Genomic DNA, 22566 nt, shown 5'->3' with positions numbered 1-22566 from the left:
CTAAATTAGTTCCTGCCTTTTATCAAATTATTATATTTTAAATAGTTATTCGATTTACATAAAATCTTTATCTTACATTAAATCAATATAATTCTCTCTCAATCAACTATTTAACATTCTCAATAATCTTATTGATATCAGCCTCAATATTAGCTATCTTATCTAAACACTTAGCTTCATCTTCGCCTTTAACAGCAACATAGAATTTAAGTTTTGGTTCAGTTCCTGATGGTCTTACTGCTATCCAAGAACCATCTTCTAAGAAGTATTTTAATACGTTAGCTTTTGGTAGACCATCTATACCTTTTTGGTAGTCTTTTAAGTCTACAACTTTTGTATTATTAAATTCTTCTATGTCGTTTTCTCTGAAGTAAGTTATTATTTCTTTTATTTTAGCTAGACCTTCTATACCTTTTAAAGTTAGTGAGATTGTTTTTTCTCTGAAGTATCCGTATTTTTTGTATAATTCTTGTAATCCTTCATATAAGCTCATGCCTTTGTCATAGTAGTAAGCTGCCATTTCTGATATTAATAATGATGCTACTACACCGTCTTTGTCTCTTGCATGAGTTCCTACTAAGTATCCGTAACTTTCTTCGTATCCGAATAAATAAGTTTTATCTCCACTTTCTTCAAAAGATTTTATTTTTTGACCTATAAATTTGAATCCAGTAAGTACGTTTATAACATCTAAGTTGTTTGCTCTTGCTATATCTGCACCGAATTCTGAAGTTACTATAGTTTTAACTAATGTAGCTTTAGGGTCTAGTTTATTTTCTTCTTTAGAACTTTCTATTATATAATTAGTTAACATTGCACCTATTTGGTTCCCAGTAAGAAGTGCGTATTCTCCAGTTGTTGTTTTAACAGCAACCCCTACTCTGTCGCAGTCTGGGTCAGTTGCTATAACTAAGTCAGCACCTTCAGCTTTTGCAAGAGCTATACCTCTTGTTAGAGCTTTGTGTTCTTCTGGGTTTGGATATTCAATTCCTGCAAAGTTTGGATCTGGGTTTTGTTCTTCTGGAACTACTATCACATTTTTGAATCCAACTTCTGATAATGCACGAGTTACAGGCACGTTTCCTGTTCCACAAAGTGGAGTGTAAACTATTTTGAATTCTTGTCCAACTTTTTTAACTAATTCTGTTTTTATTACTTGAGTTTTTACAGCTTCTATAAATGCAGTGTCTTGTTCTGCTCCTAACATAACAACTAAATCTTTTTGTTCTTCTTTTATAGTTGGTATTGTTGAATAATCTTTTATTGAATTAACTTCATCAGTTATTGCACTTGCTATTTCAGGCATAACTTGTGCCCCATCTTCCCAATATACTTTATATCCGTTGTATTCTGGTGGGTTGTGGCTAGCAGTTATTACTATACCTGCTATAGTGTGTAATTTTCTAACAGCAAAAGATAATTCTGGAGTTGTTCTTAATGAATCAAATATATATGCTTTTATACCACAAGCTGCTAATGTGTTTGCTGCCTCTAAACAAAACTCTCTAGACATATTTCTGTTGTCGTGAGCTATTACTACACCCCTATTTTTTTCTTCTTCTGTAGTATTTTTTATTATGTAGTTTGCAAGTCCAAAAGTAGCTCTTCTAACAGTATATATATTTATTCTGTTAGTCCCCGCTGCTATTATTCCTCTAAGTCCTGCTGTACCAAATTCTAAATCTGTATAAAATCTGTCTTCTATTTCTTTTTCATTTCCCTTAATATTTTCAAGTTCTTGTTTTGTTTCGGCATCGAAATAATCACTTTCAAGCCATTGATTGTAAATTTCCATGTAATTCATCTGCATTCCCTCTTTCAAAATTTAAAACTTTATAATTTTTTACAAATATTCCAGAAACCTATCCACATATATCTAAGATAAACTTCTTCATATCAATATATTTCTCTTTATGTATATTGTATATTGTTTTTGGGTGATAGTAAACATAAATATTTTTAAAATAACGTTTTCCGACTTATTTTTACATTTTATGGAAAACTTTTTTCTTTTTCAGATATTGCCTTTCTCTCAATATATATTGTATAACAAAAATATATTTATAATAAAAAGTATGCATAAACAAAATTTTTATTTTATGCATACCTTCTTTATTGCTCAATTATTCAGCCTTATTACTTAATTACTAGTCTTTATCACTATTCTTTATCACTACATTAATAATCTACATTACTGTTCTTTATTAATTATGTAAAATTTAATAACTTCCGAATAATTTCATTATGTAAATAATTTATATAAATTCAATTATATAAAATTATAATATTCTATAACTTATTTACATCCAGTTATCTTATTGTATATTTTCATATAAGTTTCTGCCACTTCTTCAGGAGAAACATCATTCATACTTTCTTTATTTACTACAGTAGTATAGTATAATTCAGTAAGCTCATATGCAACATCCTTTGCATTTCTTTGAGAAGATCCTGTTACCCTTTGTTCAGCCATAATTATTCTGCCTCCTTAATTTTTACAATATTAATTTAATATACATTCTCTCTATTAACTTAATATTAAATCAACATATAATATATTTTTTCTTTATAGCTATTATATATTATTTAGGCAATATATAAATCATTTTTTTATAATTATTAAAAAAATCTTTCGTAATATTATAATTTTCGCTCTCCTTATAACTCACTCACTCAATATTTTCCTTAATTTCATATATAAAACTCTCAGAATATGCCATTAAAATCAGAGATTTCGTCGCAATTATAAACTATCTGCCACCTTGATAAGCTCGTTTATTAACCTAAAATATCTCAACCTTATTCCTATCTAACCTAACACCCCTAATAAACTGATTTATCTTCATATCATTCACACTATCACCTCTTAATTTCCCATTTTATTATCCATACTATTATCCCTTAATTGTTCTTATAATCTATATTAATTAGAACTTAATAATTCTTCCTGTCATCCTACTGCTATTATACATTATTAAATATTTTTAACAAACTTTAACCTATAATTGATAAAAAAATATCTCCATTTTACCTTTAATAAAAAAAAACACGATAATTTAATTATCGTGCAAGGGTGGGTTAAATTATTTAAGCTATTGCTAAATTTACATTTATATAACAACATTTCTTACTTATAATAGTATATTATCTTACTAATTAAATCAATTCATTATAATACAAATTCATTCCATTTAAGAATCGATTTTTTAGAATCAATTCTAATTTATAATATATTCTAATCTTTTGATAATAAAATAATAATATGATTTGTTATCCGACTAATTTTATATTTCTTCTTTTTATATTGTATATAAAATAATCCATTATATTCTCCATCCTTTATTCCTTTATTCCTTTATTCCTTTATTCCTTTATTCCTTTATTCCTTTATTATGATTATATTTAACAAGTTTGTGATAATTGAATATAAAATCTTTAAGTTGGATATAATCTACTTACTTATAAAGAATATATTCTATATATGTATAGAATTCGTTTTAAACAGTTTAAAATACTGACTTCAAGCAATGATTTTTAATTTAAAAATATATAAAAATAAATTTTAAAAAGGAGTATGAAAATATGTTTACCAAAAAACAATCTGTTGTATTTGAAACAAAAAATTTAGAATCTATGACTAACTGTCTCAATAAAGACGAACTTGAATCTTTAGTACATATAATTCAATCTAAAATAAAAATGGCTTATTATAATAAAATAGATCTTGGTTCAGACCACGAATTTTTAGATAATTTCCCGAAAGGTCAAAAAAGAGACCTCGAAATTTTGCGAGGAAAGTTTAAAAATAGCTTAAAATGTCCAAAATGTGGTCATTTAGAACTTAATAAAAATGGAATTACTAATAATCGACAACGATATATTTGCAAAAATTGTAGAACTACATTTGATGAAAGAAGCTTTTCTCCGCTTTCTAATACTAAGCTAAGTCTTGATACATGGTTAAAATATTGTCGTTTTATGATAAAAGGTGGAACTATAAAGTATTGTGCACAACAAGTTTCAGTCAGTATTCCAACATCATTTTTTATGCGTCATAGAATCTTAGATGTTTTAAATTTATCATTGAGAAATCAAAGTTTTGAAGGTCTTGTATATGTCGATGAATACCATCTAAATGAATCTTTTAAAGGAAAAAGTAATAACAAATCTATAGAAGAAGACCGTTATTTTAAAAATTTTGAATATGAAAATTTACCTAGAAGTATAACTTTCACTTTTATGAATTCAAATATTTTTCTAAAAAATCCAGCTAAATATCTAAAACCTATACAAGTCAAAATTAATACAGCAATGGACAGAAATGGTCATATTCTAACAAGAATAATAGAAAATCCATATTTTAGGTCATATAATAAGAAAATTTGTCAGGATGAACTATATTTCTTTGAAGGCAAACTGAAAAAAAATGTAACATTATGTTCTTTTTTAAATTATCCATATAGAATGATTTCGAATAAATTTAAAGTTAATTTTAAAAAAGCTAAAAGTCGAATGAGCGCTCCAATTTATACAGTACATCATGTGCTTATGTATCATACAAAACTATCTAATTGGTTGGCTAACTTCCATGGTGTTGCTACTAAATATCTAAATAATTATTTAGCATGGTACTCTTTTTTATTTAAAGTTCAGAAATTAACTAAAATTAGTAAAATAAACGACTTATTTATGGAATTTGCGACAAAAAATTTATCTATAACTAAAAAAGAAATTCAAACTAGAAAAGTAGAATTTATTTAGACTTAAAAAATATATATGTTTAATATGAAGATTATTATTTATTTATAAATTTAATTTATATTTTTAATAATTTTAATTACTTAATTATTATATTTTCTCTATTCTGTATTTTATCTCCCATACACTTTATATATTATTTATCACAAAGTTGTTTAATATAATCATAATGTATTGAAGTAATAAGTAATAAGTAATATTTTATTTTATACCATCAATTTTTAACAAATAAAAAGGAGCAAGTACAAAAATATATTTTTATACTGCCCCATTTTACATTGATTTTTATTTAGATTAATTACATATTAAATTAAGCAAATTATCGTTTGGTGGAACGATTGGGAATACATTGATGTCGTGATCTATCTGACATTCTATAAGGACTGGTTTGTCTAGTGTTAAATTTTCTAGAATTTGATTTAATTCTTCTAAATTTTGCGCCTTATGTCCTTCTATTCCGTATGCATTTGCTAGCATTATGTAATTAGTTTTATCGTATATATCTGTTTCTGAATATCTCTTATGTGAGAATAAGTTTTGCCATTGTCTAACCATTCCTAGTGCATTGTTGTTAAATAGGAGTATTACTATAGGCAAATCTTGAGTTGCTACGGTTGCAAGTTCGTTGCAGTTCATTTTAAAACTTCCATCACCTGTAACTAGTAGGACGTTTTTTTGCGGTGTTCCTAATTTTGTTCCGATAGCTCCTCCTAGGCCAAATCCCATTGTGCCTAAGCCTCCTGAAGTTATGTAACTTCTTCCTTTTTCAAAACTCCAATATTGTGCGGTCCACATTTGATGTTGTCCGACATCTGTTACTACTGTTGTATTTTCGCTTCCTAATTTTTTATTAAATGCTTCTAATATATTTTTAGGATGGAAGGCATTTTTATCTATTATGTGTTCTGTATCTTTAAAAGTATCTATTTCAGATAACCACTCTGAATTATTTTTAGGTTCTACTATTTCTAAAATACCGTTAAGAACATCTGTTAAGTCACCTATTAATTCAATTTCTGCAGGTATATTTTTGCTCATTTCTGATGAATCAATATCTATTTGTATTATTTTTGCATTTTTTGCAAATTCATCTTTATTACCAATTACTCTATCACTAAAACGTGCTCCTATAGATATTACTAAGTCTGAGTTTGATATAGCTAGGTTTGCTTCTTTGCTTCCATGCATTCCTACAAGCCCTAATGAAAGTGTATCCTGTCTGTCTATTCCTCCAAGTCCCATAAGTGTATTTAATACTGGTGTATTGATTTTTTGTGCAAAGTTTTTTAATAAATCATATTGATCTACTGATTTTATTCCACCACCTGCATATATTACAGGCTTTTTAGATTCTTTTATTAAGTTTGCTACATCTTTAAGCTTATTTTTTGTTTCATTTTCTTCTCTTATTTCAAACTCATCTTTTATTTTGGAGTTTTGACATGATGGTATATAATTTTCCATATTATAATCTATGTCTGTAACTTGTAGATTTTTAGGTATATCAACTAAAACAGGTCCTTTTCTTCCTTCATTTGCAATTGTAAACGCTTGGCTTATTATTTTTGGAAGTTCTTCTAAGTTTCTAACTAAAAAATTGTGTTTTGTTATAGAATAGGTTACTCCTGTTATATCAATTTCTTGAAATGTATCTTTTCCTAATAAACTTGTTCCAACTTGTCCTGATATTACTACAAGAGGTGATGAATCCATATATGCAGTTGCTATTCCTGTAACTGCATTAGTAGCTCCTGGTCCCGAAGTTATAACGCATACACCTGTTTTTCCAGAAGTTCTAGCGTATCCATCAGCCGCATGAACTGCGCCTTGTTCATGAGATGTTCTTATATGTTTTATTTGGTCTGTATAATCATATAGTGCATCATATATTGGTATTACACTTCCTCCAGGATAACCAAACATAGTGGTTACGCTTTCTTTTATTAGACATTCTATTATAAGATTAGCACCTTGCATCTTGATTTGTCCCCCTTAAATATTTCTTTTGTCAATTTAATTAAACTTTGTAATTTTTATATAAAGTATTTTTTCTTAGTTTTTATTGTTTTATTTTAAGTTTTTTCATATACATAAAAAATTATATTGATCCAAAAATTTTAAAAGAATATAATTTCAAGTTTTAGAAGAATATAATTTGCTATGTATTTTAGTATTAAAAAATACTCATATTAACTTTTATTTTTCCCATTATTTTTGCCATTGTTATTTAAATATATTAATTATTTATCTTTATATTTTTTTATATTTTATGCATATATTATAAATTAGTTCTTTTTGCTTCTTTATAAGTATAGATTTTTATCTTTTTACTTTTTATATAATATAATTTAGCTCTTTATACATATTTCCCAGTTATTTTATATTAATTATTTACCATATTATTAAAATTCAATTTGTAAAATTGAAATAAAAATTAAATTATTAAATAATAAATCTATAGTTATTATCTCTCTTGATTTTAGTTTATATAAATCACATGAGATAATATTTAATTCCCAATTATTTTAAATAAGTTTATATTTTTTACATTTTATATTAGTGTTATATTTGTCTAATTTAGTTATAATTTATTGAAAATTAAACTAAGTAAAAAGTTTAATTTTCAATATAGATTTATAACTGTTGTGCTTTTTAAATTTATAATTTTATCTTCTTATTTTTTTAAGAAAGTCATCATGCTTCTTAATTGTCTACCTGTTTCAGATATTTGAGAGCTATATTGTTCTTCTCTCATAGCGTGGAATTTTTTGCATCCACTTTCATTTTCAGCTATGAAATCTCTAGCAAATTTACCACTTTGTATATCAGCTAGTATTTCTTTCATTGCAGCTTTTGAAGCTTCTCCTATAACTCTTTTACCTGATACGTATCCACCGTATTCAGCAGTTTCACTTACTGAATAGTTCATTCTTTCAAGTCCACCTTCATACATTAAGTCAACTATTAATTTCATTTCATGTAGACATTCAAAGTATGCTATTTCTGGTTGGTATCCAGCATCTACTAGAGTTTGGAAACCTGATTTTATTAATTCTTCGCATCCACCACAAAGAACTGCTTGTTCACCGAATAAATCTGTTTCTGTTTCTTCTTTAAATGTTGTTTCAAGTACACCAGCTCTAGTTCCACCTATACCTTTTGCATAAGCTAAAACTGTTTCTTCAGCTTTACCAGTGTAGTTTTGGTAAACTGCGAATAAATCTGGTACACCGCTTCCTTCTTTGTATACACTTCTTACTAAGTGACCTGGTCCTTTAGGTGCAACCATTATTACGTCTACATATTCTGGTGGTGTTATATATCCAAAATGTATATTAAATCCATGAGCAAATGCTAATGTTTGTCCTTCTCTTAAGTTATCTTTTATGCTTTCAGCGTATACTACCCTTTGAACTTCATCTGGTAATAAACACATTACTACATCTCCTGCTTTAGTAGCATCTGCTACACTTAATACTTCAAAACCATCTTCTTTAGCCCTAACTCCTGATTTTGCTCCTTCGTGTAATCCAACTACTACATCTACTCCACTGTCTCTTAAATTTTGTGCATGAGCATGGCCTTGACTACCATATCCTAGTATTGCAACTTTTTTCCCTTTTAAAGCATCCATGCTTACATCTTTGTCATAAAACATTCTCATTAGTGAAAATCCCCCTTGTTATTTATATATATTAATTATTTTTAGTGATAAAACTATAAAAATAGATTATCTTCTTAAGTATAAAACTATAATTCAATTTTCAGATAATAGTTTTAAGTTTTAAACTATAACTTAGTTTTTATTTTATATTTTAAAGCAATTAATTATTTTCATTTGTTTTTTACAAGTATTTTTTACTCTTTGCTTTTTTTAGAAGTATTATATATTGTATTTCCATTTTTTTCAATATTTTTCTTTGTTAATATTTTATTTTTCTTATCTTTTTAAATATTTTGATTATTCTCTTTATTATTGAACATGTAAATCAGTTACATCATATAATTTTCTCATATGGTTTACTACTTCTTCTAAAGATGTTTCATCTTCATTTATTGTAAGATACATTCCTGATTGTTCTCTATTCATACTTATTTCTTCTATAGATAGTTCTTTTCTTCTTAATGTCATGGCTACTCTTAAAAATGAATCCATACCTTGATTTAATTTTGCATATACGTTTCTTCTCATTGTTTTTACCCCCTATAAATTAATTCATTGAAATTTAAGTATTTTTTTCAAATCTGTGTGCTTTATAGGAATTTTTGCAATAAAAAAAACTTTCTCCTATATAAGCAACACTTTATTACTCATAAGGACGAAAGTTATATTCCGCGGTACCACCTTACTTATAGCCATACAATAAATGACTATCCCTCATTTTTCTAGTCAGAGCAAATCTTAACTATAGCTATGTAACGTTAGCAGACGTCCATATTTAATAAGTTACCTGTTCAATACGGAAGCTAGGAGTGATCATTATATGCTCAAATTAACACCGGCTCTCAGCAACACCGACTCTCTGTAATTAATCAACGAACATTTTTGTCTCCGTCAAAGCTTTTATTTTTTTCTCATTTATTATATTTATATTATATTTGTATTGGTATATTAAGTCAATCATTTTTTCTAAGTTTTTAGAAAATTTATCATATTCACAAAAAACTTAATTTTAATTAACTTAAAATTCACAATTTATAATTATATTTTTAATTTTTAAATTATATAAGTATATTTTCAAAAAACAAGAATAACAACTACTATAATACAAATTTATAATTATTTTCCTTAAGCCATAATACTATTTCTTTGTAATTAGGTATAATATTTTGAACTAATTTATAAAAATCCTTTGAGTGATTCATATAAATTATATGACAAAACTCATGCACAATTATATAATCAACCGCATCTAGTGGCAGCATTGATATTTTAGAATTTATATATATGTTCTTAGATGTATTACAACTGCCCCAAATTTTCTTTTGTTCTTTAACTTTTACTAAGTTGGGCTCAATTTTTCTAAAGTCATCACTTTTGCTTCTTAAATGGTCAATTCTATCCATTATTATCTCTTCACTTCTCAGTTTATACCACTTTTTTAGACTTTCTTTTATATAATCTTTTTCCCAATTATTTGTTCTAATTTCTATATTGTCGCCTTTTAACTCTATATAGTTATAGTTTTTATTATTTTTATTTTGTAAATTCATATCTTTTAATATTTTAAGTTTATATTGTTTGCCCATATAATAATATATTTCATCATCTTCATAATCTCTTTTTATAATAGTGTCATCAAAATGTTTAAATTTATTTAATTTAGATAGTATCCACTTTGAATTATCTTGTAGTACTTTTTTTAATAAATCTGAAGAAACTTTATGTGGTGCTATTATTTGTATATTTTCTTTTGGACTTACTTTTAAAGATATGTTTTTTCTTTTTCTATATATAATATCAACAGCCAACTCTCGCCCTTCATAATTAAAGCTTATTTTGTTCATCTTTTCACCTCATTTTTTACATACATATATATCAATTACACTTATCCATAATTTATAATGCTTATCTATAATTTTCTCTGTATTATAAAAATCCCTTCTAGATACTAGAGGGGATTTTTATATGATTTTATTTAATTATTTCTATTATATTTAGCCTATTCCTCCTAAAAGAATACCAGCTATAAGTACAAATACTGTTAAAAATACAAATACATATTTAGCACTTATTTCAAACAATTTTCCTAATTTTTTCTCTGAGCCACATTCTATTTCTGATTTTGCTTTTTTAATTCCTATAACCCAGAAGAACATAACACCTGATATAAATGCACCTAGTGGAATTATATAAATTGATACGAAGTCCATTAACATTCCTAATGCATCTCCATCTTCAGCAAATAATCCTAATAAGAATGCTGCTATCACTACTATTGCAACTGAAACTTTTCTATTTAATTTAAATGTACTTTGTACTGCTTCTATTGGTACTTCTAATAAATTCATTAAAGAAGTTATTGAGGCGAATAAAACAGATACAAAGAATATTATTCCGAAAAGTCTACCAAACGGCATTAATTTAAATACTGATGGTATTGTTATAAATAACAGTGGTGGTCCTGATGCTGGGTCTAAATTAAATGCAAAAACAGCTGGTATTATAACTAACCCTGCTAAAAATGCACCTAAAGTATCAAATATTACTGTATTTTTTGCACTAGATATAATATCTACATCTCTTTTTAGATAACTTCCATAAACTATCATCCCAGATCCCGCTAGAGAAAGTGAGAAAAATGCCTGTCCTAATGCATAAATCCATGTTTTAGGTTCTGCTAAAGAAGCCCAATCTGGCACAACTAAATATTTAAGTCCATCAATCGCTCCATCTAACATAAATACTCTTACCATAACTATTATAAATAATATATAAAATGCCGGCATCATTATCTTATTCATTATCTCGATACCTTTTGCTACACCTGAAACAAGTATTATAGATACTATAATAAGAGCAATTATATGCCATATTATACTACCAAAAGGTCCTGCTATTTCTCCAAAATAAAGGGCGCTATCTGAAGATGCCATTGCACTTCCAGTTATAAATCCAACTAAAAATCTTAAAAACCATCCTACAACAACTGCATATCCAACAGCTATTCCAAATGCTCCTAAAACTGGTATTGCACCTAGAATCTCACCCCATTTTTTATTTTTTGTTTCTAATGCTTTTTTAAACGATCCTATTGGACCTGTTTGTGTCATTCTACCAAAAGCGAACTCCCCCATAAGACCTGTATATCCTAACAGGATGATAAATATTAGATAAGGAATTAAAAACGCAGCTCCACCAAATTGACCTACTCTATAAGGAAATAGCCATATATTTCCCATCCCTACTGCAGAACCTATACAAGCAAGTATAAATCCCGTCTTCGATGTAAAACTGTCGCGCGTTTCATTATTCGTTTGTTTTTCATTGTTTGACATTAACTATCCTCCCTTTGATAAATATTTATTTATATTCTTTACTCAGCAAAATATATAATAAACATATTCTATCATAATAATAAGTATAGCTCTATATAAAATAATTTAAAAACGCCCCACTAAATTATAAGAGGGACGTTTTTATTATTTTATTAAAATATAGGAGATGGCAATTTAATTTACATCTTGCTTTTTTATTTTAAAGTAATAGTATGTTGTCGCGATAATACTTCCAACTAGACAGTCAAGTATATCAAACATAGTATCTGTAAGACCTCCTGCTTGACAGTCAAATCCTAAATACTTATCAAGCCCAAATTCAATAAGCTCCCATATACTTGCAACACCCATACTAAACATAAACATATATATAACAAAGAATAATCTCTTTCTACGTGTATTTGTTTCATTTTGGCTAAAATAAAATATTATTTTTGCTGCCATACATCCAATAAAACCAGATGTTATATGCAAAACATCGTCAAAATGATTAAATCGATAGAAATCAAAACAAGTACCGCCGATTATTGCTATTGGTATAAAAATAATTAAGGTCGTTACAAGTAAATTTCCAAATAGATGATTATACTTTTTATTTAGTATAACTAAAATTATAATTCCGATTAAGCTTAAAATTGATAAAATAATTGATCGAAAATCTCTTACTGTAACAAAATATCCTATGCATAAAGCATAGATTAAATATATTATCACGTGAATTATATTAAATATATTTTGCTTTTTCATAGTAAAATATCTCCTTAGCATGCTTATTATATATAGTATTTGGTTAATATTAAATATTATTCAAATTATTTTATTTTCTATATTTTAACTAAAAAACATCTCTAAGTATTTATGATATAGAGATGTTTTTTAATTTATTTAATAATTTATATTCTATTTTTCTGATTTTAATGCCCCATAGAAATAAGATGCTGTAGCGCCTCCATCTATTAAAAAGTCACTTCCTGTTATAAATGCACCCTTAGGACTCATCAATAATTCGGCTACATTTGCCACTTCGTCTGCAGTTGCCGGTCTTCTCGCTGGGCATTTTGCAAACATATTTTTATAAAAATCGCCTCTTGGACCGTTGAATTCGTCTATTGCTAAAGGTGTAACAACTATTCCAGGTGAGGTAGAGTTTATTCTTGCTCCTTTTTCTCCCCATTTTACAGCACAACCCATTACACGTTTTGCAAGTTGATATGCATGTAGAGTATCTTTTATATTTTTAATTTGTAAAACTTCTAAATCTAAAAGTTCTTCTGTTGGTGTTGTCGCTAGTCGATTGTCAATTTCTGCTCCTAAATCTTTCATTTTATGTCCTGATTGGCTAGATATCGTTACTCCAACTCCACCTTCTTTTATCACTTTACCTACTTCTTCTAATAATACTGCTGTTCCATAAAGGTCTACTTTTAAAATAGACTATATTTAAAGATCCCCTTTAAGACCTATTTCTTCTGCAACTTCGCGCATACCTAAAATAGTCTCTTCTATAACTTCATTTAATTCTTTTCCTAACATCTTACATCCATTTTCGATTACTTCTCTGTTTACCCCTGCTGCAAATCCTTTTGATTTATATTTCTTTTTAACAGATTTAAGTGTTATATCTAATACACTTTTTGATGGTCTCATTATAGCAGCCGCTGTTATAAGACCTGTCAATTCATCTACTGTATATAAAACTTTTTCCATATCTGTTTCTGGTTTTACATCGTTTACAAGACCATATCCATGGCTTATTATTGCACGAATTACTTCTTCGTCTATACCTTTATCTTGTAGTATTTCTATAGTTTTTTTGCAGTGTTCTTCTGGATATAATTCATAATCGACATCATGAAGTAATCCTACAACTCCCCATTCATCAGGATTGCCACCATATAAGTTGGCGAAATGTCTCATTACCCCTTCTACAGTCAATCCATGTTTTATTAGATGTTCATCTTTGTTGTATTCAGTGAAAATTTCCCATGCTTCTTCCCTTGTTGGATACATTTTATTACCTCCCAGTTATATTATTTATTAAATCATATAATTCTTATTATAATAATAGGAAAACAAAGCTATACTTTGTAAATATTTTCCTATTTGGATTTATTAAATAAATTATATTACTTATTTACATTTTTATCAATAAATACTGCTTTTTACTATAAAATCAATATTTATATATTGTATCCATAAAATTATATATAATACATACTAAAATTCACTTCGTTCATATCGCCAACGACTTCATTCGTTGCTTAAAGTTTGGCGTGGGCGACTTCATCCTTTGCTCAAAGTTTAGCGTCAATGATTTCATCTATTACTCAGAATTCAGCGCGAAAGACTTCATCCATTGAGTTAAATTCACGTTATTTATAATAATGTCAACTAAAAAAAGACATACTCCCTATGTAATTTGGCAGTATGTCTTTTTTATATTTATCTTAATTTCTTTCTATAGTAGTATCGTCTTTTAATTTTTCTATATGTTGTAGATATTTTTCTGCAAGTATTCTATTTACGATCTCTTCTCTACAATCTTCTAATGATTTTTGTTTTGTCTTTTTATCTGTCACCTTTACTATTTCATAGCCATAAGGTGTTTCGAATACATCTGATACTTGACCTTTATCCAGACTAAATACTTTTTTTGTAAATTCAGGATTTTTATCTTCCTTTGTAAAATAACCTAGATATCCGCCATTTTTACCAGTACTTTTATCATCAGAATTCTCTTTTGCTAGTTTTTCAAAATCCTCCCCAGATTTTATTTTCTCTGCTATTTTATTAGCTTTTGATTTTAATTTATCTTTTTCAGAATCACTTACTTGTTTATCTTCATCATCTAAAATCGAAACTAATATATGATAAGCTTCTATTGATTCTTCTTTAAAGTCTGATTTATTTTTGTTGTAATAAGTTTCTATTTCTTTATCTGTAACTTTTAAATCTTCTTCATACTTCTCTTTATATTTATTTATTACTAAATCTTTTTTTATAGTTTCTTTTAAATATGCTTCGTCTATATTAGCTTTTTCTAGTGATTTTTTATAATCACCATTTGCATCTAACATAGTTTTAATTTGATTGTATTTTTGCTCTACATCATTTTCATCTACTTTTATTCCTTCACTTTGAGCCTTTTGGTATACAACTTCGTTGTCTATCATATAGTCTATTACTTTACTTGTTATTTCTTTATTATCTTTTGAGCTTTTAAAATCAGAAAGATAATTTGCATCTGTGTAGTTTGAAGTGGCTGTCAATATAGACTCAACCCTCTCTACATCTTGATTTAAAAATTCAATATCACCTACTTTAAATGCATTTTTACTGGAACATCCTATCATAGATAGGCATAATAAACTTACTAATCCTAAATATAGCGTTTTTTTCAATTTATCCACCTACCTCTAACCTTGACTTCCTAATTTTTCATTCCAATAATTTTGCTCTTCTTGTGTTTGAGTTATTGGAACTATTTCATATCCTTGTGATTTTAAATACTTGATTATCTGATCTAATACAGCAACAGTTTGTTTTCTTTCATGAATAAGGATTACTATCTCATTTCCCTTTGCATTTTGTTTTATACTTTGAACAATTTGTGGTGATGTAGACTTCCAATCTTCAGTGTCTAAAGTCCAGTCCCATATTTTGTATCCAGCATTTACTATGTTGTCATATGATGCTTGTGAAGTATATGGCTTACTTCCAAATGGCAGCCTTATAAGATTTGATGTCTCTCCTGTTATTTTTTCAAAAGTCTTTTGACAAGTATCAAATTCTTTTTTGGCAGACATAGGAGTTTTATACAACTTGTGTATATCGTGACTTACACTGTGAAATCCTATACTATTTCCAGCTTCTAATGCATTTTTAACTTGATTTGGATAAGATTTCATATTCCCATCTATCATGAAAAATGTAGCTTTTACATTATTATCTTTTAGTATTTTTACCATTTCATCAGTATATTGAGACGGTCCATCATCTATAGTTAGGTAAGCTATCTTCCCATAGGTTTTTGTTGGGCCCTTGTTTATTTCTTGTGATGAATTGTAAATCATATCTGATAATGTTGTAGATGCTAGTGTTGCATTTATATTATTTTCATCTTCACTTGTTTTTTTATTACTACACCCTGTCAGCGAAAATAAAGACAATGCAACTAAAATGATTACTGTCAGCTTATTTTTTAATCTCAAGATAATCCCCCCTTATAATTTTTTTATAATATTTATTGTTCTCATTTTCCTATATTTAATTTCTATAATCAATGCTGAATTTTTAGTAATCTTGTCATAAAAAGGCACATTTTTAAATACTTAAAATAAAAGTAGACAATAATAAAACTATAGCTTCTTATTATCACCTACTTTTATTTTATATAAAAAATCTAATTTTATTTTTCTCTACTTATTAATTCTTTTTTTATATCTTCAATTTTTACACCTGAATTGACCATAAGAACTAATGTATGGTAAACTAAATCACTTATTTCATAAGTCATTTCTTCTTTGCTTTTATTTTTTGCAGCGATTATTACTTCTGCACTTTCTTCGCCTACTTTTTTAAGTATCTTATCTAATCCCTTATCAAATAAGTAATTTGTATAAGAACCCTCTACTGGATTTGATTTTCTATCTTCTAATAATGCATATAATTTTTCTAATACGTCTTTTGTATCTATTTTTTCTTTTTCCATAATTGGGTTAAAAAAGCATGAGTAATTACCAGTATGGCATGCAACCCCACTTTGTTTTACTAAAACTAATATTGAATCTGCATCACAGTCGTAATATAGTCCTTTAACTTCTTGTATATTGCCTGAAGTTAAACCTTTAGTCCAAAGTTGTTGTCTACTTCTGCTATAGTAACATGCTCTTTTTTCACTTAAAGTTTTTCTTATTGATTCTTCATTCATATAAGCAATCATCAACACTTCTTTAGTATCTATATCTTGTGCAATTGCTGGAATTAGTCCTTTCTCGTCAAACTTTAAGTTTCTTATGGCGTCTAAATCAATTTTTCCCTCTAATGTCTTTTCTGTAATTAAATTATCTCTCATATTTATCTCCCCATATTTTTTAATTTTATACGTATGAAAATTTATATTTTATAATTTATTTTTAACATATTCTTTTTATCGTAATTTTCACCATATCTATATTTTAACTCAATATTCGCTATTTTTCCATTTACTTCCATATATTTATCTGTTAAATTTCATATTTTTTATATTCTAACTTCTATACCTTGTTTTTTCATATATTGTTTTAAATCGTTTATCTTTATTTCGCCAAAATGAAAAACTGATGCCGCAAGTATTCCATCTGCATCTGCTTGTTTTGCAGCTTTTACAAAGTCATCCATATTTCCAGCACCTCCTGATGCTATTACTGGAACATTTACAGTAGAAGTTATCTTGGACAATAATTCTATATCATATCCATTTTTCATTCCATCTTCATCTATACTGTTTACTACGATTTCGCCAGCCCCAAGTTCAACTCCCTTTTTCGCCCACTCAATGGCATCTAAGTCTGTTTTTTCGCGACCGCCTTTTACGTACACACTCCAAGAGCCTTTATCGTTTTTCTTTGCATCCATAGATAGTACTACACATTGTGCTCCAAACTTTTCTGATGCCTCTCTTATAAGATTTGGATTTTTTACAGCAGATGAATTTATAGATACTTTATCAGCTCCTTTTAAAAGTATGTTTGTAAAATCATCAATAGTACTAACTCCACCGCCTACACAAAATGGTATATTTATCTTTTCTGCAACTCTTGTGACAAATTCGAGCGAAGTTTTTCTCTCTTCACTAGATGCAGTTATATCGTAAAATACTAATTCGTCAGCACCACAATCACTATAAAATTTGCCCAAAGTCGCTGGGTCATCTACATCAACTATATCTTTAAATTTCTTTCCTTTTACTACTCTTCCATTTCTCACATCTAAGCATGGTATTATTCTCTTTGTTAACATAAGTCAATTACCTCCTTAAGATCTAGTTTTTTATCATAAAGTGCCTTTCCGATTATTGCACCATACATATTCATATCTCTAAGTTTTTTAATATCATCTATAGATGTAACCCCTCCTGATGCTATTATGTCTAGTGAAGTTTTTTGTGATAATTCTTTGTATATATCGAAGTTTGGTCCTTTAAGCATTCCATCTTTTGATATATCTGTGTATACGATTGTCTTAACACCGATTTGTTCTAATTCTTTGCATAAATCAACGGAATCTATGTCGCTTAATTTTTCCCAACCATGAGTCGCAACTTTTTTATTTCTCGCATCTATTGAAACTACTATTTTTTCTTGACCGTATTTATTGATTAATTCTTTTAGCAAGTTTTTATTTTCAATCGCCATAGTCCCTACAATTACTCTATTTATTCCTAAATCTAAAAGCTCTTTTACTCTTTTCTCATCTCTAATTCCACCTCCAACTTGGATTGGTATATCTACTGATGTTGCTATTTTTTCTAGTGTCTCGTCATTTATTCCTACTTCATCTCTTGAACCATTTAAATTTACAACATGTATAAATTTAGCTCCACACTCTACCCATTTTTTAGCCATAAGATATGGGTCCTCACTGTATATATTTACTTTGTCAAAATCGCCTTGTGTAAGTCTTACACATTTATTATCTTTTATATCTATTGCTGGGAAAATTATCATTTTAAAATCAACTCCTTATACGCTTTTAATATATCTGCTCCTACTTGACCGCTTTTTTCTGGATGAAATTGTAATCCATATACGTTGTCTTTTCTAACTATTCCTGGTATCTTCTTTTCATATTCTGAATAAGCAATTAATTCTTTGTTATTAGAATTTGCGTAATATGAGTGAACATAGTATACATAGTCGCCTTCTTTTATATATTTTAAAATTAAGTCGTCCTTTTTCTCGAATTTTAAATCGTTCCAACCCATATGTGGCACTTTTAAATTTATATCTAAAAAATCTACAGAACCCTCTATAAGACCGAGTCCTTTGTGAGTTCCATATTCTGTTCCTTGTTCGTACATTATCTGCATCCCGAGGCAAATACCTATCATGTACTTCCCTGTTTTTGCAAAATCTTTAATTGTATCTACTAACTCAAGCTCATTTAATTTATTCATTGCATCGCCAAAAGCTCCAACCCCTGGCAAAATCAGCGAATCTGCATTTTTAATTTCTTCTAAATCTCTAGATAATTTTGTATCTATACCTGCTCTATTAAACCCTCTAATTACAGAACCCAAATTTCCCAAGCCATAATCAACTATAATATTCATTATAAAACCCCCTTTGATGAAGACACCTCATCTGAAACTATTTTTATTGATTCTTTTAATGCTCTTGCAAAAGATTTAAATATCGCTTCTATTTTGTGATGGTCATTTTCCCCATATAATAAGTTTATGTGTAGCGTAACTCTTGACTCATTTACAAATGCTCTAAAAAATTCTTTGACCATTTGTGTCGTCATATTTCCAACTCTTTTATCTTTAAATTCTGCATTAAATACTAAGTAAGGTCTATTGCTTATATCAATTGAGGTCTGTGCTAGTGATTCGTCCATAGGAATAAAAACTGTAGAATATCTTTTTATTCCTCGTCTATTTCCTAGGGCATTTTTTACACACTGCCCAAGTGCTATTCCTATATCTTCAATTGTGTGGTGATCATCTACATAAGTATCGCCTTCGCATTTTATATTTATATCGAATTTGCCGTGAAACGCCATTAAGGTAAGCATATGGTCGAAAAAACCAATCCCTGTATCTATTTCTGATTTACCACTTCCGTCTAAATTTATCTCAACTGAAATCTTTGTCTCCAATGTATCTCTATTTATTTTGTAAGTTCTCATCTTATCCCCCGCGATTAACTTAATTTATAATTTTATCTCAATCTATTATATATATATCATTCAATATCTATATTTCATTTAATATATATTTCATCTACTTATATATCTCAAAATCCTATATAACTTCTTTTAATGCTTCTAAGAATTTTTGATTTTGCTCTTTTGTACCAATTGACACTCTATAAAATCCCTCTAATTTAGAACTAAACTTTCTAATTAAGACGTCTTTTTGAATTAATTTCTTTTGTAAATCTTCTATATCGCTTTTGAAAAATATAAAGTTTGCACTTGATTTATACGCTTTAACGCCTAAATCAATTAACGTCTTATACATCTTTTCTCTCTCTTCTTTTATACTTTTCACATAATCATACATTCTATCCTTTTGTCTTAAGGCTTCTGTAGCTATATATGTCGATAGAGAATTTAAATTGTAAGGAGCTCTAACTTTTTCGATTGAATTTATTATATCTTCATTTGCAACTATATATCCCATTCTTATTCCCGCTAGCGAAAATGCCTTTGATAGAGTTTTTACAATTAACAAATTGTCGTAATTCATAACTTCATCAATTAGAGATTCATCTCCAAACTCCATATAAGCTTCGTCTAAAGCTATTAATGCATCTGTGCTTTTTACGATTTTTCTAACTTCTTCTTTTGTAAGAACTGAGCCTGTTGGATTGTTTGGATTACAAAGGATGATTAACTTTGGACTATTTTTTTGAATATCTTCAATTATACTGTCTACATTTAATTTGAAATCGTCCTCCGTCTTAGCGCCCACATATTTTGCACTAAAAACTTGTGCATAAATTGAATACATACTAAAAGTAGGATCTAGGCTCAGTATCATTTCGTCTTTATCTAAAAAAGTCTTTACACATAAATCCAATAGCTCACTTGAACCATTTCCAACAGTTATATTCTTAGGCTCATATCCGACATAATTATTGATTTCTTTTTTTAACTCGGTATACGAATCGTCTGGATAGTAATTTAATTTAAGGTCGCTATTTCCTAATTTTTTTAATAAATCAAGATATAGATCTTTATCGCCTTCATTTGCGTCTAATTTTACTGAACATACTGTTGGATTTGTAACATACGGTTCTAAGGTTCTAATACTTTCTTTTTCTCTATTCATATCACCACTCCTCACTTTAAATTCTTTATCTAATTATTTATAGTCGCTTGCTTTTACTGTTGAATCGAATAAATCTATTATTTTTTGAATTTTTTCATAATTAAACTTATAACTAACTCTATTTGCGATTATTCTGGCGCTTATATCAAATAAATCCTCATATACTTCTAGTCCATTTGCCTTTATTGTATTTCCTGTTTCGACTAAATCGACAATTACATCTGATAGACCTACAATAGGGCCTAATTCTACTGAGCCATTTAATTTAATTATCTCTATCTTTTGCCCTCTTCTTTTAAAGAAGTTTTTTGCTATTACAGGATATTTAGTCGCCACCTTTAAATTTTCACAAGTCAAATACTTATCCTTTTTGCCCTTCATACCAGCTACTGAAAACTTGCATTTTCCAAATCCCAAATCGTAAAGTTCATAAACTTCACTTTTGTTTTCATTTTCTAAGATTGTATCCTTACCTACAATGCCCAAATCTGCCACACCTTTTTCAACATAAGTCACAACATCACTAGGTTTAACATGAATATACGTTATGTGATTTTCCTCATCTGTAAATATTAATTTTCTAGAATCTCTATCTATCCATTTCTCCATATTTAAATCTTTAAGTCTTCTATAAATATCTTTTTCAATTCTCCCTTTTGCAATTGCTATTGTTAAATTGTCCATAACCCCATCTCCTATCTATTAATAGCTTCCATCAATGCGTCAAAGTAGATTGTAAATCCTATAGCAGGGACTCTTTTTCCAAATGACTCTGTAAGAGAATCGTATCTACCTCCGCTTAATATTTCTTTATATAAACTTTTATAATACCCCTTTAACATTATTCCATCATAATAATCTAGCTTAGATACCATAGATAAATCGAATAATGTATATTTGTCTAAGTCTTCTTTTGAAATTAAAGTACTTATTGTATTTAATTGATCAATTCCTTTTTTCATTCTGGCATTTGTAAAATATTTATTTGCTCTTTCTGTAACTTCTTTTAAAGTACCCCTAATGCTCAAAATATTTACCATTAGTTCTTTTAATTCTGGTTTTATATCTAATTTTTGTGCAAATGCCTCTAGTTCGGGTTTATTTTTTCTATACAGCAATTTTTTAAATTGTCTTTCAGTATCAGAATCTATATTTAATGCTTCAACAAATCCATCTATATAGTTGCCGCTTCCTATTTCAAGTAAAAATTCATCTGTAAACTTTCTCAAAATATTAAAAGCTAAATTTACAACTTCTCTATCTGCATCCATTGATGGTTCACCTAAATACTCACATCCAAACTGTCTACATTGTATAATTCCATCTCCATTTCTTTTGTTTTTATAAACTGTTGAATGATAAAATAATTTCAAACTCAAATCATCTTCCCATCTAGGTATTAAGTTTTTCATAAGACTTATAGTTATATCAGGTCTAAGTACCATAACTTTATTGCTAACTACTTTTACCATAGACTTTGTCGAAATATTTTTATCAATTTGTGTAATTTCGTCATATTCTTCAAATATCTCGGGTTTTATCTGTATGAAACCTGCATCTACAAAAGATGTCTCTATTTTCTTTGTTAGTTCATATCTCTTCTTTGCAAAGTTTAATTCATCTTGTATTCTTAAAAACTCCATTTCATTACACCTCTACTTTTTATATATTAAAAAACCATGTAGGCTTTTACCTACATGGTTTTAACTTTATCCCATCATAGATACAAGCCTTTAGCTAACACAAATAGGGCTTGTATCTATGAAAAATAT

The 22566-nt window shown here is 28.0% G+C and carries 21 protein-coding genes and 1 other annotated feature; of the genes, 1 reads left to right on the top strand and 20 read right to left on the bottom strand.

The window, feature by feature from the left end:
• Positions 1-106: 106 nt before the first annotated feature.
• Positions 107-1804, bottom strand: a complete 1698-nt coding sequence (locus RDX53_RS03905) for a phospho-sugar mutase (RefSeq protein WP_307993735.1) — start codon at positions 1802-1804, stop codon at positions 107-109.
• A 492-nt stretch (positions 1805-2296) separates the two neighbouring features.
• Entirely contained in the window at positions 2297-2473 is a 177-nt protein-coding gene (locus tag RDX53_RS03900; protein WP_195931214.1) for a hypothetical protein, read from the bottom strand.
• 1109 nt (positions 2474-3582) lie between these two features.
• Between RDX53_RS03900 and RDX53_RS03895 the strand changes: the two genes are divergently transcribed.
• Positions 3583-4761, top strand: coding sequence for an IS1595 family transposase (locus RDX53_RS03895; protein WP_307993734.1), 1179 nt, complete (start codon positions 3583-3585; stop codon positions 4759-4761).
• A gap of 291 nt (positions 4762-5052) precedes the next feature.
• On the opposite strand, the gene ilvB is transcribed toward RDX53_RS03895, so the two are convergent.
• From ilvB to RDX53_RS03805, 18 genes are all read right to left on the bottom strand, one after another.
• Entirely contained in the window at positions 5053-6735 is a 1683-nt protein-coding gene (gene ilvB / locus RDX53_RS03890; protein ID WP_307993733.1) for a biosynthetic-type acetolactate synthase large subunit, read from the bottom strand.
• A 697-nt stretch (positions 6736-7432) separates the two neighbouring features.
• Positions 7433-8416 (bottom strand): ketol-acid reductoisomerase, encoded by a 984-nt coding sequence (gene ilvC / locus RDX53_RS03885; RefSeq protein ID WP_334307470.1) that lies wholly within the window; start codon positions 8414-8416, stop codon positions 7433-7435.
• Positions 8417-8731: 315 nt separating this feature from the next.
• The gene (locus tag RDX53_RS03880; protein ID WP_295572122.1) at positions 8732-8950 is read right to left on the bottom strand and encodes an ACT domain-containing protein; all 219 of its coding nucleotides are present in this window, start codon (positions 8948-8950) and stop codon (positions 8732-8734) included.
• A 120-nt stretch (positions 8951-9070) separates the two neighbouring features.
• Positions 9071-9326 (bottom strand) — a binding site (T-box leader).
• A gap of 193 nt (positions 9327-9519) precedes the next feature.
• On the bottom strand, positions 9520-10266 hold the full coding sequence (locus RDX53_RS03875) for a SprT family zinc-dependent metalloprotease (RefSeq protein ID WP_307993731.1): 747 nt from the start codon (positions 10264-10266) through the stop codon (positions 9520-9522).
• Positions 10267-10416: 150 nt separating this feature from the next.
• Positions 10417-11757 (bottom strand): sodium-dependent transporter, encoded by a 1341-nt coding sequence (locus RDX53_RS03870; protein WP_307993730.1) that lies wholly within the window; start codon positions 11755-11757, stop codon positions 10417-10419.
• A 174-nt stretch (positions 11758-11931) separates the two neighbouring features.
• Positions 11932-12504: a hypothetical protein gene (locus RDX53_RS03865; RefSeq protein WP_295676936.1), complete on the bottom strand. Its 573-nt coding sequence runs from the start codon at positions 12502-12504 to the stop codon at positions 11932-11934.
• Between the two features lie 153 nt (positions 12505-12657).
• Positions 12658-13188 carry an SDR family oxidoreductase gene (locus RDX53_RS03860; RefSeq protein ID WP_331606689.1) on the bottom strand — a complete coding sequence of 177 codons (531 nt, stop codon included), beginning with the start codon at positions 13186-13188 and terminating at the stop codon, positions 12658-12660.
• A gap of 9 nt (positions 13189-13197) precedes the next feature.
• Entirely contained in the window at positions 13198-13767 is a 570-nt protein-coding gene (locus RDX53_RS03855) for an HDIG domain-containing metalloprotein (RefSeq protein ID WP_195931565.1), read from the bottom strand.
• Between the two features lie 437 nt (positions 13768-14204).
• A complete protein-coding gene (locus tag RDX53_RS03850) occupies positions 14205-15167 on the bottom strand; it encodes a peptidylprolyl isomerase (protein WP_307993729.1) in 963 nt (320 codons plus the stop codon).
• A 6-nt stretch (positions 15168-15173) separates the two neighbouring features.
• On the bottom strand, positions 15174-15968 hold the full coding sequence (locus tag RDX53_RS03845) for a polysaccharide deacetylase family protein (protein ID WP_243269623.1): 795 nt from the start codon (positions 15966-15968) through the stop codon (positions 15174-15176).
• Between the two features lie 197 nt (positions 15969-16165).
• Positions 16166-16831, bottom strand: a complete 666-nt coding sequence (gene hisIE, locus RDX53_RS03840; RefSeq protein WP_307993728.1) for a bifunctional phosphoribosyl-AMP cyclohydrolase/phosphoribosyl-ATP diphosphatase HisIE — start codon at positions 16829-16831, stop codon at positions 16166-16168.
• 167 nt (positions 16832-16998) lie between these two features.
• Positions 16999-17757, bottom strand: a complete 759-nt coding sequence (gene hisF, locus RDX53_RS03835; protein WP_307993727.1) for an imidazole glycerol phosphate synthase subunit HisF — start codon at positions 17755-17757, stop codon at positions 16999-17001.
• On the bottom strand, positions 17751-18464 hold the full coding sequence (hisA, locus tag RDX53_RS03830; RefSeq protein WP_195931449.1) for a 1-(5-phosphoribosyl)-5-[(5-phosphoribosylamino)methylideneamino]imidazole-4-carboxamide isomerase: 714 nt from the start codon (positions 18462-18464) through the stop codon (positions 17751-17753). The genes hisF and hisA overlap by 7 nt, the downstream gene beginning before the upstream one ends.
• Positions 18461-19069 carry an imidazole glycerol phosphate synthase subunit HisH gene (hisH, locus tag RDX53_RS03825; protein ID WP_195931448.1) on the bottom strand — a complete coding sequence of 203 codons (609 nt, stop codon included), beginning with the start codon at positions 19067-19069 and terminating at the stop codon, positions 18461-18463. Before hisH ends, hisA begins: the two co-directional genes overlap by 4 nt.
• Positions 19069-19647 (bottom strand): imidazoleglycerol-phosphate dehydratase HisB, encoded by a 579-nt coding sequence (gene hisB / locus RDX53_RS03820; RefSeq protein ID WP_295778877.1) that lies wholly within the window; start codon positions 19645-19647, stop codon positions 19069-19071. Before hisB ends, hisH begins: the two co-directional genes overlap by 1 nt.
• Before the next feature lie 115 nt (positions 19648-19762).
• Complete coding sequence (gene hisC, locus RDX53_RS03815; protein ID WP_295734344.1) at positions 19763-20794, bottom strand: histidinol-phosphate transaminase; 1032 nt, start codon at positions 20792-20794, stop codon at positions 19763-19765.
• 33 nt (positions 20795-20827) lie between these two features.
• Positions 20828-21478: an ATP phosphoribosyltransferase gene (gene hisG, locus RDX53_RS03810; RefSeq protein WP_295676949.1), complete on the bottom strand. Its 651-nt coding sequence runs from the start codon at positions 21476-21478 to the stop codon at positions 20828-20830.
• 11 nt (positions 21479-21489) lie between these two features.
• Positions 21490-22437, bottom strand: coding sequence for an ATP phosphoribosyltransferase regulatory subunit (locus tag RDX53_RS03805; protein ID WP_195931444.1), 948 nt, complete (start codon positions 22435-22437; stop codon positions 21490-21492).
• Positions 22438-22566 lie beyond the last annotated feature (129 nt).

Source organism: uncultured Intestinibacter sp. (genome assembly GCF_902468165.1).
Taxonomy (GTDB): domain Bacteria; phylum Bacillota; class Clostridia; order Peptostreptococcales; family Peptostreptococcaceae; genus Intestinibacter.
The sequence above is the reverse complement of the archived record's forward strand: the minus strand, read 5'-3'. Positions and strand labels throughout refer to the sequence as shown.